The sequence below is a fragment of the Patescibacteria group bacterium genome (assembly GCA_027858235.1).
Taxonomy (GTDB): Bacteria; Patescibacteriota; Patescibacteriia; order Patescibacteriales; family BM507; genus BM507.
Genome location: JAQIDC010000016.1, coordinates 22,330 through 42,146, shown reverse-complemented (window position 1 = coordinate 42,146; position 19,817 = coordinate 22,330). Strand labels below are relative to the sequence as shown.

General features: G+C 31.0%; 22 protein-coding genes. All 22 read left to right on the top strand.

Annotation, left to right across the window (positions count from 1 at the left end; all coding sequences use genetic code 11):
- The 22 genes from PF572_01215 to lysS all read left to right on the top strand — a co-directional run bounded on the left by PF572_01215 (window position 1) and on the right by lysS (window position 19,814).
- Entirely contained in the window at window positions 1-645 is a 645-nt protein-coding gene (locus PF572_01215; GenBank protein MDA3839685.1) for a sortase, read from the top strand.
- A gap of 687 nt (window positions 646-1,332) precedes the next feature.
- Window positions 1,333-2,511, top strand: a complete 1,179-nt coding sequence (locus tag PF572_01210; protein ID MDA3839684.1) for an MFS transporter — start codon at window positions 1,333-1,335, stop codon at window positions 2,509-2,511.
- Window positions 2,512-2,572: 61 nt separating this feature from the next.
- Window positions 2,573-3,337 (top strand): RNA methyltransferase, encoded by a 765-nt coding sequence (locus tag PF572_01205; protein ID MDA3839683.1) that lies wholly within the window; start codon window positions 2,573-2,575, stop codon window positions 3,335-3,337.
- Between the two features lies 1 nt (window position 3,338).
- Window positions 3,339-4,028 (top strand): class I SAM-dependent methyltransferase, encoded by a 690-nt coding sequence (locus PF572_01200; protein ID MDA3839682.1) that lies wholly within the window; start codon window positions 3,339-3,341, stop codon window positions 4,026-4,028.
- A 20-nt stretch (window positions 4,029-4,048) separates the two neighbouring features.
- A complete protein-coding gene (locus PF572_01195; protein ID MDA3839681.1) occupies window positions 4,049-5,092 on the top strand; it encodes a hypothetical protein in 1,044 nt (347 codons plus the stop codon).
- A 68-nt stretch (window positions 5,093-5,160) separates the two neighbouring features.
- Window positions 5,161-7,098 carry an alanine--tRNA ligase gene (locus PF572_01190; GenBank protein MDA3839680.1) on the top strand — a complete coding sequence of 646 codons (1,938 nt, stop codon included), beginning with the start codon at window positions 5,161-5,163 and terminating at the stop codon, window positions 7,096-7,098.
- A gap of 184 nt (window positions 7,099-7,282) precedes the next feature.
- Window positions 7,283-7,528, top strand: coding sequence for a translation initiation factor IF-1 (gene infA, locus PF572_01185; GenBank protein MDA3839679.1), 246 nt, complete (start codon window positions 7,283-7,285; stop codon window positions 7,526-7,528).
- A 75-nt stretch (window positions 7,529-7,603) separates the two neighbouring features.
- Complete coding sequence (gene rpmJ, locus PF572_01180) at window positions 7,604-7,717, top strand: 50S ribosomal protein L36 (protein ID MDA3839678.1); 114 nt, start codon at window positions 7,604-7,606, stop codon at window positions 7,715-7,717.
- 33 nt (window positions 7,718-7,750) lie between these two features.
- A complete protein-coding gene (gene rpsM / locus PF572_01175) occupies window positions 7,751-8,146 on the top strand; it encodes a 30S ribosomal protein S13 (GenBank protein ID MDA3839677.1) in 396 nt (131 codons plus the stop codon).
- 221 nt (window positions 8,147-8,367) lie between these two features.
- Window positions 8,368-8,790, top strand: a complete 423-nt coding sequence (rpsK, locus tag PF572_01170; GenBank protein ID MDA3839676.1) for a 30S ribosomal protein S11 — start codon at window positions 8,368-8,370, stop codon at window positions 8,788-8,790.
- 79 nt (window positions 8,791-8,869) lie between these two features.
- On the top strand, window positions 8,870-9,502 hold the full coding sequence (gene rpsD / locus PF572_01165; GenBank protein MDA3839675.1) for a 30S ribosomal protein S4: 633 nt from the start codon (window positions 8,870-8,872) through the stop codon (window positions 9,500-9,502).
- 36 nt (window positions 9,503-9,538) lie between these two features.
- Window positions 9,539-10,366, top strand: coding sequence for a DNA-directed RNA polymerase subunit alpha (rpoA, locus tag PF572_01160; protein MDA3839674.1), 828 nt, complete (start codon window positions 9,539-9,541; stop codon window positions 10,364-10,366).
- A gap of 19 nt (window positions 10,367-10,385) precedes the next feature.
- Entirely contained in the window at window positions 10,386-10,736 is a 351-nt protein-coding gene (gene rplQ / locus PF572_01155) for a 50S ribosomal protein L17 (protein MDA3839673.1), read from the top strand.
- A 12-nt stretch (window positions 10,737-10,748) separates the two neighbouring features.
- Window positions 10,749-11,105: a 50S ribosomal protein L13 gene (gene rplM, locus PF572_01150; protein ID MDA3839672.1), complete on the top strand. Its 357-nt coding sequence runs from the start codon at window positions 10,749-10,751 to the stop codon at window positions 11,103-11,105.
- A gap of 150 nt (window positions 11,106-11,255) precedes the next feature.
- A complete protein-coding gene (rpsI, locus tag PF572_01145) occupies window positions 11,256-11,651 on the top strand; it encodes a 30S ribosomal protein S9 (GenBank protein MDA3839671.1) in 396 nt (131 codons plus the stop codon).
- Between the two features lie 161 nt (window positions 11,652-11,812).
- Window positions 11,813-13,231, top strand: a complete 1,419-nt coding sequence (locus tag PF572_01140) for a flippase (GenBank protein MDA3839670.1) — start codon at window positions 11,813-11,815, stop codon at window positions 13,229-13,231.
- 2 nt (window positions 13,232-13,233) lie between these two features.
- Complete coding sequence (locus PF572_01135; GenBank protein MDA3839669.1) at window positions 13,234-14,307, top strand: glycosyltransferase family 4 protein; 1,074 nt, start codon at window positions 13,234-13,236, stop codon at window positions 14,305-14,307.
- A complete protein-coding gene (locus PF572_01130) occupies window positions 14,304-14,990 on the top strand; it encodes a glycosyltransferase family A protein (GenBank protein MDA3839668.1) in 687 nt (228 codons plus the stop codon). Before PF572_01135 ends, PF572_01130 begins: the two co-directional genes overlap by 4 nt.
- Before the next feature lie 4 nt (window positions 14,991-14,994).
- Entirely contained in the window at window positions 14,995-15,444 is a 450-nt protein-coding gene (locus PF572_01125) for a DUF192 domain-containing protein (GenBank protein MDA3839667.1), read from the top strand.
- Window positions 15,428-16,978, top strand: coding sequence for an O-antigen ligase (locus tag PF572_01120; protein MDA3839666.1), 1,551 nt, complete (start codon window positions 15,428-15,430; stop codon window positions 16,976-16,978). Before PF572_01125 ends, PF572_01120 begins: the two co-directional genes overlap by 17 nt.
- Before the next feature lie 149 nt (window positions 16,979-17,127).
- Complete coding sequence (greA, locus tag PF572_01115) at window positions 17,128-17,583, top strand: transcription elongation factor GreA (protein ID MDA3839665.1); 456 nt, start codon at window positions 17,128-17,130, stop codon at window positions 17,581-17,583.
- 119 nt (window positions 17,584-17,702) lie between these two features.
- Entirely contained in the window at window positions 17,703-19,814 is a 2,112-nt protein-coding gene (lysS, locus tag PF572_01110) for a lysine--tRNA ligase (GenBank protein MDA3839664.1), read from the top strand.
- The last annotated feature ends 3 nt before the right edge of the window (window positions 19,815-19,817 follow it).

The window sequence follows — 19,817 nt, the reverse complement described above, 5'->3', positions numbered from 1 at the left end:
ATGATTTTTCGACTTAAAAATAGAAAGAATAGAAAAGCCCTAATATTTATATTAGGGCTTTTAAGCTTTGCAATTTTTTTCTATATATTAATTTTGCCCTTTTATCCTGAAGTAAAATATAGATTGAGTAATAAGGATATAGATCAAAAAGTTGAAACCGAAAAAATAGTTGAGGAGTTTAAAAAGAATAACGAAATAATTACTGAAGTCACAACGGGTTTTCCTAAAAGTGAATACAAGACATCACCTGATAGATTGATTATCTCAAAAATTGGCGTTAACGCGCCCATTGTAGAAACTGATAATGAAGCGTATGGATTATCCCTCGGAGCCTGGTTAATGCCCACAGGAGCTCGTCCTGGGGAGATTGGGAATACTATTATAACTGGGCACAGATTTAAATATCTTCCGCCAAATAATCTTACTTTTTATCTTTTCCATAAGTTAGAGATTGGTGATTTGGTTTATATTGTTTGGAAGGGGGAGGAGATGTATTATGAAATTGATGATATAAAAGTTGTTGAAGATACGGATCTTTCTGTGATTGATCCAAGTGATGATGAGATATTAACTATGTTTACATGCACTCCAATATATTCGACCAAACAAAGATTGGTTGTGACAGCAAAACCGATAGAAAAATAAGATTAATATAAATAGCTATATTTATTATATTAAATTGTTCTTTAGTAAAGGAGGAAATTTTGAAAAAAATAAGAAAAAATAGATTTCGTCACGTTACGAGAAGGGCTTTGCAAAGGTACAATATTTTATTGACTCAAAAAGATTAAGAAAAAATTGTTACAATTATTAAGTCAGGAGAGGCAAGACTCATTTTAAAAGAAAGTAATGCAAAAAGTCATTATTTGGTTGAGTATTCAGACATAGTATTTCGTGTAGTTTATAACAAGCTTCATAAGTGTTTATTAACTGTTCTTCCAAATTTCGAACGAAATTAAAAAGCCATCTAAAAAATGGCTTTTTTAAATAAATATGAGGATGCTACGTTATTTGGTTGAAAGTATGTAACAAAAAGAGTGTTTTTACGTATTATTAAACATAGATTAACCCAGTGAGATAATTTTTTAAATTACTGCTTTGCAGTATGCCGTGGGGTAAAAAATATGAATTGTGTAAATAAACAAAACTTAACTAAACATTTTTGGACCGGGGATATTTATATCCCGGCTATTTCTGCTGTCCAAATTTCTTTTGTGTTGGTTTTGTTTAATTTTATGTAATATTAGTTAATATTTAATATCATTATATAGTCTGGAGCCGACACAAGTCGGCTCTTTTTGTGTGTTAAAAAACTAGAAAGGGAGAAAAATTATGAAAAAATTTAAAAAATTGGACAATGTTGCTCTTTTTACGCTCTTTGATATTTTTATCGATCCTTTGTTTTGGGGACCAATTATTATCTCCTATATTATTAATGTAGGTGGAATGACTCTGAGCGAGCTATATTTTATGGAGTCAATCGTTTTGGGATATTTAGTTATTATAGAAATATACTCTAGTGCTTGGGCTGATTTACTAGGAAGAAAGAATGTTATTATTTTGGGCTCCGCTATAGCTGTAGCGGGTATAACATATTTTTCGTTTGCAGATTGCCCTTTGGATATTTGGATAGCGAACATTCTAGCGATGACAAGTTTTGCTCTAATTTCAGGAACTAATGTAGCTCTCCTAGCTGATTCTATGAAGGAAGAGGGAAACTATGATCAATACTTAAAAGTTGTATCCAAGGCTAGATCAAGAAGGCATTTCGTTGTTATGTTTACTTCAATTCTCTCGGGATACATGTATGCTATAAATCCAAGATTACCAATGTTTATTTCTATCCCTGGTGTTATATTTTCTCTCTTCGTTGCATTTTTCTTCAAAGAAACTAAACGAAAAAGTAGTGCCAGCGAAAAAGAAAAAGCAAACCATATTAAATTTAGTATTTTATTTCTCGCAAATCATAAAAAACTAAAATGGATAGTCGGCTTTTTCGTTCTAATGTATGTTGTTACAAAAATATGGTTTTTTACTGTAAATCCATACTTTGAGCTAGTAGAATTGTCACCAAAATATTATGGATGGGTATTTTTCTTCATGAATTTTATTGCCTGGATTATTACAAAAAACTCTCATAAAATAAAAGAAAAAATTGGAGAATTTAGAGTATTGGGAACAATAGTTTTGTTCATGAGTTTACCTCTTATATTTATGGGAATTCTGACCTCAAATATTGCTATCTCTTTTTTAGCTTTTAGTAGTTTTTTAAGAGGAATAACAGGCACAATAGCCTCTGAGATGAAAAATAAATATCTTAAACCAGAAAATAGAGCAACTGTATTGTCATTAATTTCAAGCTTAAGTGCTGTTGCTGGTATGATTTCGTTATTTATTTTTGGTTTAATACTTGACCACGTTTCACTGGAGGATTCAATGATTGGACTAGGAATTATTGCGTTAATAGTGGGAATTTTTTCTCTGAGTAAATATAAAAAAATATTTACTTAACTTATTGCAGCCTCATTACATGGGGCTGTTTTTTTATATTTATTTGTAGTAATATATGTATATGAAACAGATTCGAAGTATAGAAAACCAAAAAATAAAGCAATTAAAGAAATTAACTCAAAAAAAGTATCGAAAACAATATTCTTCATTTTTGGTAGAAAATTTTGTGATAATTAGAGACGCTTTTTTTGATGGGATTGAAATGGAGGCTATTTATGTTACCGAATATTTTCTAAAACACAATAAGTTTAAAGAATCCAAGCATGAAATACCTGAGTCTAAAATTTTTATTATTGATGAAAAAATCAATAATTTTGTTTCTGACTTGAGTACGCCTTCCGGTGTTATTGCCCAGTATAAAATAAAAGACAGTAAGCTTAATAAGAATCTTCCGTCAATATATTTAAACGGAGTGGGAGATCCCGGTAATCTAGGAACCATCCTTCGAACATGTCTTGCTTTCGGTTTCGAAAATATAGTTTGTGATGAAGGGTGTGCAGAAATCTATAATCAAAAAACAATTTCAGCTGCTAAGGATGCCATATTCAAGCTTAATATAATCAAGGACAATAAATTATCTTTTCTTAAAGAAGATTCAAAAAAAATACCAATCTATACAGCTGATGCTATTGATGGTGAAGACGTTGCAGATTTTACATTCCCGGAAAAATACATTTTAGTTTTTGGTAGTGAAAGTCATGGAATTAATTTAGAAATAAAAGAGCTATCCAAAACAAGCCTAAAGATAAATATCTCCGACAAGATTGAATCACTGAACGTTTCAAATGCACTAGCAATTTTCCTTTATGAAATAAAAAGAAAATAATATGGGACAAATTAGTGTTTGGGAAAATGAATACAAGGGAGAATCAAAACTAGTTACAAAACACGATAAACCCCAGGCAACTTTTCTTCGTTTTCTAAAATATTATAAAAAACAGATTGATAAAAATTTTTCTAGTTTTAAAATCTTTGATGCAGGATGTGGGACAGGGAGGAATTCAAACCACTTAGCCTCTATGGGTTTTAGGGTTAGTGCAACGGATATTTCAAATACTGCCATAAAAATAGCGAAAGAAAGAGCAAAAAATGAAAATCTAGAAATTGAATATTTTGTTTCCGACTTGGGAAAAAAAATAAAATTTGAAGCTAACACCTTCGATTTAGTGATTGATGTCACAAGCTCAAACTCACTTGATGAGAAGGGGAGAGATGTGTTCTTGAGTGAAGTAAAAAGATGTCTAAAACCCGGCGGATATTTTTTTGTAAGAGGATTGTGTTTGGATGGTGATAAAAATGCAAAATATTTACTTAAAAACAACCCTGGGCCAGAAAAAAATACCTATAAAATGCCTGTGTTGGGTCTTGTAGAAAGAGTTTTCACTAGAGACGACTTTGAAAATACGTATTCAAAATATTTTAAAATAGAAAAATTAATAAAAGAAAGTGGGTATACTAGATTTTCCGGACAAAATTATAAAAGAAACTTTTGGATAGCTTATTTAAGGAAACTATAAAAAATTTACTACAAAATATTATGAAAAAGCTAATAATAATTCCAATAATTGCATCTCTACTTTTACTTACAGCCTGTTCTGAGAAATTACCAGCACAGCCTCATGTTGTTCAGGATACTAAAGCAAGTATCACGGGCGACTATCTTGGTAGTTATTTTAAGGAAAATTATGTTTGGGGTGGAGCAATGAATTTAGCTTGGAATGATTTAAATGAAAATATTCTTAATGAAAAATTGCAATTAAGGACTGAGGATGTAATAGCTTTGACCATGATTGAAAAACTTAATAATCCTATTTTTACTAAAGAAGACTTGGATGATAAGAGTTATTATATTAAAAGTGGCTACGGTCAAGAAACGGTTGACATAATAAACAAAGAGTCAAAAAAGAAATTCCCAAGTAAAAGCTTTGGTGACTTAGACATGAATCTAGCTAAAAAAGATATTATTTCATATGCCTATTTCTTGAAAGAAGTTGAGTACAAAACTATTTTTACTGAAAAAGAAGTATTTTTTAATGGAGAAAAGTTGAGAGGTTTTTATGCAAAAACAGGAGCTGAAAAAGATAATGTAAGAGTTCTTAAGTATGAATCTGATGATAAATTTATTGTTAGGATAGACCTTGAAGACCAGGAGGACCAATTAATCCTAGCTAAAGGATATGATATGACAAATCCGGAGATAGTGTTGAGTGAAATTAACAGTAATAATAAAGAATACTTAAAAACCATTAGTTCAGCAGATAGTTTTGAGGCTCCTAAATTACACCTTGACCATAATAGAGATTATGTTGAACTGATTAATAAATATCTAGACAATAAAAACTTTAAAGATTATTTTATTGCACAGATGTTTGAAAATATTAAATTTGATATGGATGAGAAGGGCGCAAGAGTAGAGAATGAGGCAGCTATAGTGATGCCTGGAAATGCAGTAATGAAGCCTCAGGACCCAAGAAATTTTATTTTAGACGAGCCTTATTGGATTATAATGAAAAGAAGTGATTCACAAAAACCATATTTTATTTTAGGTGTTAATAATACCGAGTTAATGGAAAAGTATTAAAATATTCTTGAAATAATAATAATAATAATGTAGTATTTTATTAAGTATTGATAAATAAATATTTACATATGAAAGCAAGCGAATTGAGACAAAAATATCTAGATTTTTTTAAAGACAGAGGACATGTTATTGTTCCTAGCGCTTCTTTATTGCCTGAAAATGACCCTACAACACTTTTTACTGGCTCAGGAATGCAACCAATGATAAATTATTTGTTAGGAGAAACTCATCCTGAAGGGGTAAGAATAGTTGATTCTCAAAAATGTTTTAGAGCTATGGATATTGATGATGTTGGTGATAATAGACATACTACAATGTTTGAAATGCTTGGCAACTGGAGTCTTGGTGATTATTTTAAGGAAAAGCAGATTCCTTGGATGTTTGAATTTTTGACTAAAGACTTGGGCTTGGATCCAAAAAGATTGTATATTTCTGTTTACAGAGGTAATGAAAAATATGGTCTGGATAAAGACAATGAGGCTGTTAGTCTTTGGAAAAATGAATTTTCTAATGTTGGCATAGAAGCAGACGCTGTTGATTTGGCCGAGCTTAATGGAATGCAAGATGGCAGAATATTTTATTATCCAGAAAAAGAAAATTGGTGGTCACGAGTTGGTGTCCCTGAGAATATGCCAGTAGGTGAGCCTGGCGGACCTGATTCTGAGATGTTTTGGGATTTTGGTGATAAATTAAAACTTCACGAAAAATCAAAATGGAAAGACGAACCATGCCATCCAGCTTGCGATTGTGGTAGATTCCTTGAAATTGGAAATAATGTTTTTATGCAATTTATGAAAACTGCTGATGGTTTTGAACCATTAAAAAATCAAAATATTGATTTTGGTGGAGGACTTGAAAGACTAGCTGTCGCCGTAAATGATACTCCTGATATTTTTATGTCGGATATATTTGAAACACTAAGAGCAAAAATCGAAGAAGTTACAGGTAAAAAATATGGAGAAAATGAAACAGAAACTATCGCTTTTAGAGTGATAATGGACCATTTAAGAGGGGCTACGTTCCTGATAGGTGATGGTGCTATTCCTGATAATAAAGATCAGGGGTATTTTACTAGAAGATTGATTAGGAGGGCAGTGCGTTTTGCTTATGACCTGGACGTAAAAGAAAATTTCACATCAGGTGTTGCAAGTGTAGTTATCGATGAATATGGAAGTTATTACACCGACATGGAAGAAAAACGTGAAATGATTATTGCGGAGATAAGCAAAGAAGAAGATAGGTTTAGAAAAACATTAATCAATGGCATAAAAGAGTTTAATGAAATTGTTTCTGCAAAAAAAAGTAGTGGACAGCTTTTAACTTCTTTTGAACATGAAAAACAAAAAAAGCTGCTTGATTCAAGTAATCAAAAAATTAGAGGTGATGTAGCCTTTAAGCTTTTTGCGACATTTGGATTTCCAGTTGAAATGACAGTTGAAATGGCAGAAGAAAATGGACTAACAGTTGATATGACGGGTTTCAGGGAAGAATTGAAAAAACACCAAGAACTCTCAAGAACAGCAAGCGCTGGAAAATTTAAAGGTGGCTTGGCTGATACATCTGAAGAGACAACAAAACTACATACAACCGCACATTTGCTTTTAGAAGCAATGAGAAGAGTTTTGGGTGATCATGTTAGTCAAAAAGGAAGCAACATAACAGCAGAAAGACTCCGATATGATTTTTCACATTCCGAAAAACTAACGACAGAACAAAAACAGAAAATTGAGGATATTATTAACGAGCAAATTGGGAAAGGCTTGTCTGTTTCTTTTGAAGAAGTCCCACTGGACGTGGCTAAAGAAAGTGGCGCGACAGGAGTTTTTGATTCAAAATATTCGGATAAAGTAAAAGTTTATACAATTGGCAATAAAAGTGATATTTTTTCAAAAGAAATTTGTGGAGGCCCTCATGTTGATAATATAGCAAAATTAGGTAAATTTAAAATAAAAAAGGAAGAAAGCTCCTCCGCAGGCGTCAGAAGGATAAAAGCTATTTTAGAATAAAGACTACTAATATTAGTAATATTATTGGTAAATTACAAAAAATAAAGTAAAACTTATCAGGTTTATTGTAATACTTGACAAGGTATGTAAATAACTATATAATTACTAGGAAATAAAAATTTCAGCTTTATTTAGAATTTACCATCATTTGGTAAGCTTTTTAAATTTTGCCAAGTTTTAGTTAATGGGAAATAATACAAAAGAAAACAACACAGACAGTTCAAAAGACTTTATTGAAATGAGAGGAGAAATTCTTGAACTCAGGCCAGCCGGCACATTTAAGGTTGTCCTTGAAAATGATCATGAAATTTTAGCTCATCTTTCTGGAAAAATGAGAATGTTTAAAATTCGATTACTACCAGGAGATAAAGTAAAAGTTCAAATTAGTCCTTACGATTTAAGTAAGGGGAGAATTACTTTTAGACTGTAGTTAAGTTAGAAGTAACATTTTAGTTTTGAAATTCAAGGCTGGATTTTTGTCAAAAATTATTTAATTTCGAATATTATGAAAGTTAGAGCATCAGTAAAAAAAATTTGTAAAGATTGCAAAATTATTAAAAGAAAAGGTCGTGTTTGTTGTATTTGTGAAAATCCAAAACACAAACAGAGACAAGGTTAATTATTATAAAGTAAGTAAACAATATTTAAAAATATGGCAATAAGAATTTCAGGGGTAACAATTCCAAATCACAAAAAAGTAGAAGTCGCTTTGACTTATGTTTATGGTATTGGTCCAGATAAATCAAAAAAAATATTGGAAAAATTGAAAATTAGCCCAGATTTAAGAGTAAAAGACATCAATGAAGAGGATGCCAACAAACTAAGGACTGAAATTGAAAAATCACACAAAGTTGAAGGTGATTTAAGAAGAGATGTTGCTTCAAATGTAAAAAGATTAAAAGAAATTAATTCATACAGAGGATTGAGACATACTAAAAAACTTTCTGTACGAGGACAGAGGACTAAAACTAACTCAAGAACTGTAAGGGGTGGTGGAAAAAGAGTTGCTGTTGGTGGACAAAAGAAAGCAACCGCGCAAACAACTTAATTATAAAAAATATTTATATTAAACAAATTATGAGTGATGATAAAACAACAGCAAAAAATCAAGACGAGGTAGTAGAAAAAGATCCAAAAAAAACTACTGACGATGAAGCTGTTACAAAAAAAGATGAGAAGGATGATGTTGATGAAATTGATTTAACTAAAAGTTCTAAAGAAGAAGTTAATGGAATTAAAGGCTTAGAAGAGCTACCTGAGGAAATCAGAATTAAGCTTGAAAAGAAAAAAGCTGAAAATGCCAAGAAATCAAAAGCCAAGAAAAAGAAAAAGAAAATTTTAAAACAAATTACTTCAGGGAAAGCTTTTGTTAAAGCTACTTATAATAATACAATCGTTACTTTAACTGATTTGAATGGTAATGTTATTTCTTGGGCATCGGCTGGTGTTGCCGGCTTTAAGGGTCCAAAAAAATCAACACCATATGCAGCACAGATTATAACAAGAATTGCAGTAGGAAAAGCTCGTGAGATAGGACTTGAAGAAGTTTCTGTTTTCGTAAAAGGTGTTGGCTCAGGAAGAGAATCTGCAGTTAGGGCTCTTAACTCAAACGGTTTAAATGTTACATCAATCAAGGATATCACTCCGGTTCCTCACAATGGTTGTAGAGCAAGAAAACCTAGAAGAGTATAATTAAATTTTAATTTGACCCTGTGGAATTTTGTAAAACAAAAATTTCAAAGAAATTATTCCACTGGGTGAATAAAATAATATGGCTAAAAATTTAGACGCAAAATGTAGACAATGTCGAAGAGCAGGAGAAAAGCTTTTTCTTAAAGGTGAGCGTTGTAATACAGCAAAGTGTGCAGTTGTTAAAAGGAATTACCCTCCAGGAATGCATGGGGCAAAACAGACCAGAAGAAGATTGACCGAGTATGCTACTCAATTGATTGAAAAACAAAAGGCTAAATGGACTTATCAAATACTTGAAAAACAGTTTAAAATTACTTTTGATAGAGCACAAAAAAGACAAGGTAACGCTGGTGATAATCTATTTAAACTTCTAGAATTGAGACTTGATAACGTTATCTATAGACTTGGAATTGGTTCATCAAGAGGACAAGCTAGACAAATTGTTAGTCATACTCATGTTACTGTCAATGATAAGAAAGTAAATATCCCTTCTTACACTGTTAAAACAGGGGATGTTATTAAAATAAAAAAATCAAGTTCAAATAATAGATTTTTTAAAGGTGTAGAAGAAAAATTAAAAAATGCTGAGATTCCAGGCTGGTTAAATCTTGATATCAAGACAATGGAAGCAAAAGTACTACACGAGCCTTCTCGTGAAGATGTTAATACAAAGCTTAACGCTCAGATGATTGTTGAGTTTTATTCAAAGTAATTTATTATTATATAATAAAAAATTTATTTAAAAATTATGCAAAATATTGCCTTGCCAAATAAAATCTCACTCAAAGAAGGGGACCAAGAAAATAAAGGTCAAGTTATTATTGAACCTTGTTTTCCGGGTTATGGTATTACAATTGGTAATTCTCTAAGAAGAGTATTATTATCTTCTCTTGAGGGAGCAGCAGTAGTTGGAGTTAAAATTGAAGGTGTTGATCACGAATTTATGTCACTTGCTCATGTAAAAGAAGATATCCTTGAAATTCTGATGAATCTTAAAGAGTTAAGAATAAAGATGTTTACAGATGAAGTTGTAAAACTTTCATTAAGTGTTGCCGGTAAAAAAATTGTAAAGGCATCAGATATTAAAGCTGATTCAAGTGTTGAAGTAGTAAACAAAGATTTAAATATCGCTACACTTACTGATATGGCTGGAAACATAAACATGGAAATTTTTGTAAAGAAAGGTATCGGTTATGAAACCATTGAAGCTAGAGAAGAGAAAACAACAGAAATTGGTTATCTTGAAATAGACTCAATTTTTTCACCAGTTTTGAATATTGGTATTGATATTGATAACGTACGTGTCGGTAAAATGACCAATTGGGATAGATTAGTGATTGATATCCTAACAGACGGAACCATTACTCCTGCTGAGGCATTTAGGCAAGCTAATGAAATTTTAATTGATCAATTTTCATCTTTATCTGAAGATAAAAAAGACAAGACAGAAGAGAAAGAAGAAGAAGAAGTTGATGATAAAGTGAAGGAAGAAGTCGCTACAGATGATGATAGTGCTAAGGAAGCAAATGACGATGAACCTACTAAAAAAAGAGGAAGACCTAAGAAATCTGAATAAGATTTTATAATATAAATATATGAGACATAGAAAAAAAGGGAAAATCTTGGATAGGAAAAAAGCCCCAAGGGAAATGATGTTAAGAAATCTTGCATCTAGTATTTTGATATACGAAAAAGTAAAAACCACTGAAGCAAAAGCAAAGGCTGTAAGACCTTTAGTTGAAAAACTTATAACCGCTTCTAAAACAGGTGATTTAATAGGAAGAAGAAAACTTATTGATGTTTTGCCTCAAAAATTGGCTGTTAAAAAGGCTATGGATATTTTAGGAAAAAGATATAAAGAAAGACAAGGTGGTTACACAAGAATTGTAAAGCTTGGAATTAGACAAGGTGATGGTGCTCAAGTTGCTCAAATTGAATTAATATAAGAGAATAAATATATGGTTAAAATAGAAAGAAAACAACACACAATTGATGTTTCAGGAAAAGCAGTTGGAAGAGTTGCTACTGAGATTGCTCTTATCTTAAGAGGTAAAATTAAACCTGAATTTGAACCACATACTGATTGTGGCGATATGGTTGAAGTTTTAGGGATCAAAGAACTAACCTTCACTGGTAAAAAATTAGAACAAAAAAAATATTTTAGATATTCTGGATATCCAGGTGGACTTAAAGAAACAAAGTTAAAAGATTTAAATAAATCTAGGCCAGCTGAAGTTTTAAAAAGAGCAGTTCGTGAGATGCTACCTCCAGTAAAATTCAGAGATAATATGTTAAGAAGATTGATTATTCGTTAATTTTAATAATTTTATAATATGGGTAAAGAAACCACTACTAAGAAAACTGAAGAAGTAGAAGTCGTTGACAAAGTAAATCTCGAAGAGGGAGAGAGTGACTTGAGCCAAGAAAAAACTTCTAAAAAGACTAAAATTAAAGATCCTAAAGATATTAAATTTAAAGGAAGATATACCTATGCGGTTGGAAGAAGAAAAACATCCGTCGCTCAGGTTAGACTGTACAAAGGAGCCGGTGATTCACTTGTTAACGGAATGAGTTTTGTTGACTATTTTACTGAAAATTATGCAAATATCACAACACAATCGCTTGAAATGGCTGGTTTGATGGCTGACTACGATCTTTCGATAGTTGTTAATGGCGGTGGTAAAAAAGCCCAAGCAGAGGCTACTAGACACGGTATTTCAAGGGCATTACTATTGATTAATGTAGAACTAAAACCGAGCTTAAGAGCAAAAGGATGGCTGACTAGGGATGCTAGATCAAAAGAAAGAAAGAAACCAGGGCTAAAGAGAGCTAGAAAAGCTCCACAATGGTCAAAACGTTAATCCTTCGACAAAACTCACGACAGAAATCGTCTATTTCTGTTTATATAAAAAAACTTCCTATTTCTGGGGAGTTTTTTGTTTTAATTTTAGTTAAAATGTACTATAATTAAGTTAGTTATCTATTTAATAATTACAAAAATCTGGCAGGAAAAGTTCAAAACATAGCAAAAAATACCTCATATTTTACCTTTGCTCTTATACTGCAAAAGGTAGTTTCTTTTACTTATTTTGCAATTCTAGCGCGTTTCTTGGGGCCGGAAAGTTTGGGTCAGTATTTCTTTGCTATTTCATTCGCTAGTATTTTTGGAATAATTATTGATATTGGAATTGCTAATGTCCTCACTAGAGAAATAGCTAAAGATCAAGAATCCTCGTCAAAACTTATATCAAATATTTTAGCGATTAAAATTCCTTTAATGTTTTTGTCTTGGATATTGATATATTTATTTATTTTTTTCCTAGGCTACACCGGTACTCTTAAGTATTTAATTCTACTCTCAACATTAGCAGTTACTCTCGACTCCTTCACATATACTTTCTACGCTATTAGCAGGGGACATCATAATTTAATTTTTGAGAGTATTTCTTCTGTTGTTTTTCAGTTGATTGTTCTCTGTTTCGGTTTTTATTTTTTATTTTTCGATTATAGTATTTTGTATGTTATGAGTGCGCTTGTTTTCGCAAGTATTTTCAATTTTATTTACTCTAGTACATTGCTTAAAAGAAAATGGCATATTTCGTTTTTCAAAAAAATTGAACTCAAAGTTATAAAACATATATTTATTATTAGTTTGCCTTTTGGAGTTTTTGTTGGTTTTCAAAGATTGTATTTGTATCTAGATTCTGTTCTTTTGAAAATGATGGCCGGTGACTATTTTGTTGGCCTATATCAAGTTGCTTTTAAGATTATTTTTTCTCTGCAGTTCCTCCCGATGGCTTTTACAGCTTCTCTCTATCCTGCTATGAGTGCTTATTGGAAAAGTGATAGGACACAGCTTTTGGTAACGTTTGAAAGGGCCTTTTCATATCTTTTAATAATTTCCTTGCCAATTAGTTTTGGCATAGCCTTTCTATCTCAGCAAATAATTTTAATATTTTCATCTAGTTATAATGACGCAATTCTACCTTTAATAATAATTATGTTTTCACTCCCTTTTATATTCCTAAATTTTCCAATTGGCTCGCTTCTGAACGCTTGTGACAAGCAAAGATTAAATACCTTTAATATGGGCGTTGCATTAGTAGCTAGTGTTATTTTGAATATAATACTTATTCCAAAATATCAAGCTCTTGGTGCCAGCATAACTGTTCTTCTTACAAATATGCTCATGTTTTTATTGGGAATGATTCAAATACCTGGAATTATTAAAATTAAGTTTTTAAATTTGTTAAAAATTGCTCTTAAAACTTTATTAGCGTCTTTTATGATGAGTATATTTGTTTATTATGCCAAAGATTATTTAAATATATTTTTTGTTGTTACTATTTCTGCCTTCATTTATTTTATTAGTTTATATTTATTACGTGGTTTTAGAAAAGAGGATATATTTAGTATTTATAGTTCATTTATAAAAAAATAATAATGAAAACATTACTTGTTACATTGGAATATAAACCATTTAAGGGTGGAGTAGCTGAATACTATTCTAGTCTTTTTGAGAATTGGCCGGATGAAGAAATCCTAGTTTTATCCCCTAAGGCAAACGAAAAATTAAACGAAAGCGATAGAATAATTAGACGAAATTTAATATCAACATATTTTTCTTGGCTAAGCTCTTTTTATCATGTTTGGAGAGTGGTCAGGGAAAATAATATAAAACATGTTATAGTGGGGCAAATTTTACCCCTGGGAACTGTTGTCTGGGCTTTGTCGTATCTTTTGGGATTCGAATACAGCGTTATCCTACATGGCATGGATTATACTTTTTCGCAAAAAAAGAACCGTAAAAAAATACTGGCAAAAATTATTTTATCTAAATCAATATATATAATAGTAGGAAATTCATATCTCCACGGATTAATGAAAAATTATTTTCCAAAATTTGCAGAAAAAATTTCAGTAGTAAATCCAGGCGTCTCAATGGTTAGTCACGAAATTAGTCATGCAATTAGTCGCGATTTTGTTTTATTCTTTGTTGGAAGACTTGTTAAAAGAAAAGGGGTTGATAAGACAATAGAAGCTTTTAAGTATGTAGATAAGAAAAAATATCCAGATATTAAGTTTCGGGTAGCAGGAGCTGGTCCTGATGAAGAGTATTTGAAAGATATTTCAGATGATTCAAGAATAGAATTTATAGGGAGGATATCTGACACAGAGAAATGGAACAATTTCTCTAATTCTAATGTTTTTATTATGCCTTCACGTGAAATGGACGGTGATTTCGAGGGTTTTGGAATAGTTTATCTTGAGGCAAATTTAGCCGGTTTACCGGTTATAGCAAACAATAGCGGAGGGGTTTCTGATGCCGTCGTTGATGGACTAAATGGAATATTATTAGAAAATGACAAGCCAAAAAATATAGCAGATGCTATAATAAAGTTATATGAAAATAGGGAGAGTGGCACTCAGCTCGGAAAAAACGGGAAAGAAAGAGTTTTGAAAGACTTTTTGTGGGACAAACAAACTTTAAAAATATATAATATTATAAATAAATGATTTCAATAATAATACCAGTCTACAACCAGGCTGATAAAATATCTTATTGTCTTGATAGTATAATCAAGCAAACATACAAACATTATGAAATAATAGTTGTTAATGATGGTTCAAAAGATAAGATATCGGATGTCTTGAATAGCTATCAGCGAAAGTTCTCTACCAGGTTCAAAATTATAAATCAAGAAAATCAAGGTTCAAATTTTGCGAGAAATAATGGTTTTAAATTTGCGAGAGGGGAGTTCTTGCTTTTTTGTGATGCTGATATCGTTTTGAGAGAAGATTTTCTTGAAAAAATGTTACATGCCTTGAAACAGAGTGGCAGAAGTTACGCATATTCTTCTCACAAGTTTGGTTTCAAAAACTTTAGCTTATGGAAATTTGATGAAGCAAGGTTAAAACAAATGCCCTATATTCATACATCTTCCTTAATTAAAAAAGATGATTTTCCAGGATTTGATGAGAATATAAAAAGACTACAAGATTGGGATTTATGGTTAACCATGCTTGAGAATGGGAAAAAGGGAATTTGGATTGACGAGGTTTTATTTGAAGTTGAGTCAGGAGGAACAATGAGCTCTTGGACGCCAAGTTTTACATACAAGTTATTTCCATTCTTACCAAAAGTAATAAAATACAAAAAATCTGTAGCTATTATAAAAAATAAACATAATTTAAAATAAAAATATGAAAATTAAATTTATTTTTTTGTTTTTCTCTCTATTCTTTATATTATCAGCTTGTTCAGGCGGAGGGGATTACATTAAAATCAATGATGCTAGGATAAATCTTATTGGTATTGCGGATAATAATGACAAGGCATATTTAGGATTAAGTTTTAAGGAATCAATATGCGCGAATTGTGGTATGCTTTTTCCTTTTGATGGTAAAAAAATACACAATTTTGTAATGAGGGACATGATGTTTCCCCTTGATATTATCTGGATAGATGATAACAAAATAATAAAAATAGATAAAAATCTTCAGCCAGAAGGGCACGAAGTAAAAAATGTTTATAGTTCAGACCAACCCGTTAATAATGTTTTAGAAGTTAATGCTGGTTTTAGTGATAAAAAAAATATAGAAATTGGAGACATTCTAGTTTATAAATTTGAAAACAATGAATCTAATAAATAAAAAATTTAGGCTAGCCTTTGCTTTTATATTTCTCTTTGAGGTATTTTCTCTTTTCGCTTATCTATTTAGTGAATTTAATGTTGTAGTTTTCTTAGCTATAGTATTATTTGTATTTGTAATCTCTCTTAAAAATATTGAATATGGGCTCTGGTTTTCATTTGTTGAACTTATCATTGGTTCAAAGGGTTATCTATTTTATGTCAGTATATTTTCCTTTTCACTCTCAATAAGAATTGGGATTTGGCTAGCTGTAATGCTCGCTTTTTTTATTAAAATAAGTCTGCTATTTTATAAAAAATATCTCCCAGATATTAAAAAAGGTAAAGTTGAAATTAAAGCTTTTCTAAAAGAGTCAGTATTTGACAATCAATTTTTAAAGTATTATTTTTACCTTTTTGCTTTCGTTTTCTTTTCTCTTTTTATCGCAGTTATTAAAGGGAATAATATAAAAAACATCTTTCTGGATTTTAACGCTTGGATATTTTTGAGTTATATTTTTCCTGTTTATTATGTTTATTTCAAGAATAGTACAAAAATTAATAGTCTATATTCAATAATTTTGGCTGCAATCACATGGGTGACTGTAAAAACTTTTTTTCTTTTATATATTTTTTCACACAATATTTTATCTGTTATTCCTACTATTTATCTTTGGGTAAGAAAAACAGGAGTAGGGGAAATAACCAGGATGGATGGTGGATTCTCTAGAATATTCTTTCAATCACATATTTATTTTCTTCCACTGTTCTTTGTTTTTTTGGGAATTTTGTTATTTATTATTTTCAGCCAGAAAGAAAAAGCTAGTCTTGAAAAAATAACTTATTATTGGTTTTTTGTTTCAGCATTTTTGATGGCAATAAATTTAATTACATTCTCAAGAAGTAATTGGGTCGGGCTTCTATTCGGATTGTTTATTGTATTTTTATACATCTTAATAGTCTATAAATTTAAAAAAACCCTAATATTTTTATTATCATTTTTCTTAATTTCCGTTTTATCATTATTTTTAATTACTGCTACAGTCAAATTTCCATTTCCTAGTCCAAATAGTAATTTTAATACTGCCAATCTACTTAGTGAGAGAGCTAAACAAATCTCAGGAGAGGCTGGTGTATCATCTAGATGGGCTTTACTAAAACCTCTTTTAAACGAAATAAAAGAGAGTCCTATAGTTGGAGCTGGCTTTGGAAAGACTGTCACATATGTATCTTCTGATCCAAGGGTGTTGGAAAACAGCCCAGACGGTGTTTACGAAACATTTGCATTTGAATGGGGATGGTTAGACCTATGGCTTAAACTTGGCATACTTGGAGTTTTATTTTATTTGTATTTTCTTTATAAAATATTGTCGAGTATTTTTCTCAATAAAAATATATCAAATAATTTTGACTCAATTTTCAACTTGTCACTCGCACTTGGATTATTCCTTATAATTATTGTTAATTTTTTTAGCCCATACTTAAATCATCCTCTTGGTTTTGGATATTTAATTTTTGTTACAATCGTTTTTGAAAATTTTCTAATTAAAAATTAATAAACTTCAATTTCTATTTTTTATATTTCTTTTAATGTTAGGTAATCAAAAGGGTATTGAAAAATAATATTAATTGTTGTATATTTTTAACTATATTTAAAACTATTAATATAACACTTGAAAAAGTATCAAGTGTTTTTAAAATCAAAATGTCTGATCAAATTATATCAAAAGAGGGTTACGAAAAACTCAATGAAGAGTATCAAGAGCTTGTTAAAGTTAAGAGAAGGGAAATTGCTGACAGAATCCAGAAAGCAAAAGATATGGGTGATTTAAGTGAAAATGCTGAATATTCAGAAGCGAAAGACGCCCAAGCACTAAATGAAGGAAGAATAATTGAGTTAGATAGCCTGTTAAAAAATGTGGTTGTTGTAGAGAGCAAGAAAACAGACGAAGTATCTCTCGGTTCAGTTCTAACGGTAAAAGCCGATGGAAAAGAGAGAACCTTTGAGATAGTTAGTTTTAATGAAGTTGATCCTCCAACAGGTAAGATATCTAACGAATCTCCCATAGGCCAAGCTTTTCTAGGAAAGTCCAAAGGCGATACCGTAGACGTCCAGACACCCCGAGGTGTAATTCAGTATAAGATACTAAAAATTTCATAATATCGATACAAAAGACTCTCTTGCGAGGGTCTTTTTTTGACTAATAATGCAAAATATTATACAATATTAGTATAAAATTAAGCAATTAACGAACAATAGTTCGTATTTTTAAGTATTGTATGTCCGATGAAAAGATTAGCGAAATAGAAGAAAGAAAAAATAAATTAGATCAAATAAGAAAACTGGGCATAAATCCCTATGTTTCAAATAATAATAAAACTCACTCAATAAATGAGGTACTTTTGGATTTTGATAAAAATATTAAAAACTCTAAGGTTTTTGTTGTTGGTGGAAGACTAAAAACAAACAGGACTCACGGTAATTTAACTTTTTCAAATATCGAAGATTCTAGTGGAAATATTCAGATTGCCTTGTCAAAAAAAGCACTTGGCGATGATTCGTATAAACATTTTGTAAAACTGATTGACATGGGTGACTTTATTGAAGTTAAGGGGACATGTTTTTTAACACACAAAAATGAAAAATCACTAATGGTAAATGAGTGGAGACTCTTAAGTAAAACTATTCGACCACTTCCAGAGAAATATCATGGTTTAAAGGACGAAGACAAGAAGCAAAGATTTAGGGAACTTGAAATGGTTTCAGATAGAAATGCTTTTGATAGATTTAGAAAAAGATTTGAAGCAACTCGTATTATTAGGGAATTTATGTGGAAACATAAATTTATTGAAGTAGAAACTCCTATTTTGCAAAATGTTTACGGTGGAACATATGCTAAGCCTTTTACTACTTACTACCACGGATTAGATCAAGATTTTTACTTGCGTATCGCCCCAGAAATGTTTCTAAAAAGAACTATTACTGGTGGATTTGAAAGAATATTTGAAATAGGGAAATGCTTTCGAAACGAAGGAATGAGCCCAGCCCATTTGCAGGAATTTACAATGTTTGAATTCTATTGGCCATATGTAGATTATAATTTTTTAATGGATTTTACTGAAAATTTAGTCAGTGAGGTTGTTGAGAAAGTTTACAAGAACTACGTGGTTAAATATGGAGATAATGAAATTAATTTTAAGCCTCCATACCCAAGAAAAACATTTGATGATCTACTAAAAGAAAATTTAGGCGCAGGAATTGATGGTTTTGACACGGAAGAAAAAATAGAAAAATATGTTTCTGAAAATAAACTAGAAAATATTGTTCATTTAAGTGAGAAGGTGGGTTGGCCAGCTAAGATTGATGAGCTATATAAAAAAACAATTAGAAATAAATTGATTAATCCTATTTTTGTTACTGACTATCCAAAGGAATTAATGGCCTTAGCTAAAACAAAAGAAGATGATCCCAAAAAGGTTGCTACTTTTCAGTTAGTCATAAATACTTGGGAAATGATTAAGGCGTATAACGAGCTCAATGATCCAATAGACCAAAGAGAACGTTTTGAAGCTCAGGAGAGGCTTGTGATAGAAGGAGACGAAGAGGCAATGCCTTTCGATCACGACTTCGTTGAATCTATGGAATATGGTATGCCACCAATGGCAGGATGGGGGATGGGTCTTGATAGATTCTTTGCTTTGCTTGAAGGAGAGGAAAATATTCGTGACATGGTTTTATTTCCAACGATGAAAAGACTTAATGAGTTAAAAGTTAAAAGTAAAAAGTTAAAAGATGATGGAGTTAGTATTGATTTAGGAATCGACTACAATAAAGCTCAAGAAATTTTTAACAAATATTTAAATGAAGAAAATACTAAACTTCATTCCTTAGAATCTGAAGCCATAATGAGAGGCCTAGCTAAACATTTTGGTGAGGACGAGGAACAGTGGGGGATAATAGGCCTCTTGCACGATATTGATTGGGATGAAACCAGGGAAGATATTGCAAACCATACAGTCAGAGCAGTCGATATTCTAAAGAATGAAGGTGCTTCAGATTATCTTATTAACACAATAGTTTCACATGGATTTGGAGATAATGGATGCGGCTTGATTAAAGAAAACAAAAGAAACTCTAGAGTCGAACATGCCCTAGCTTCCGCCGAAACCTTAACTGGCTTAATCATTGCTTCTGCTAAAATGCAACCAGACAAAAAATTAGCAAGTGTAAAATTAAGTTCACTGAAAAAGAAATTTAAACAAAAAGCATTTGCAGCTAATTGTAACAGAGAAATAATTTCAGAATGTGAAAAGATTGGATTGTCTACTGATGAATTTTTAGAAATAGGCTTAAATTCACTTCAAGAAATTTCTGATAAATTAAGACTTTAAAAT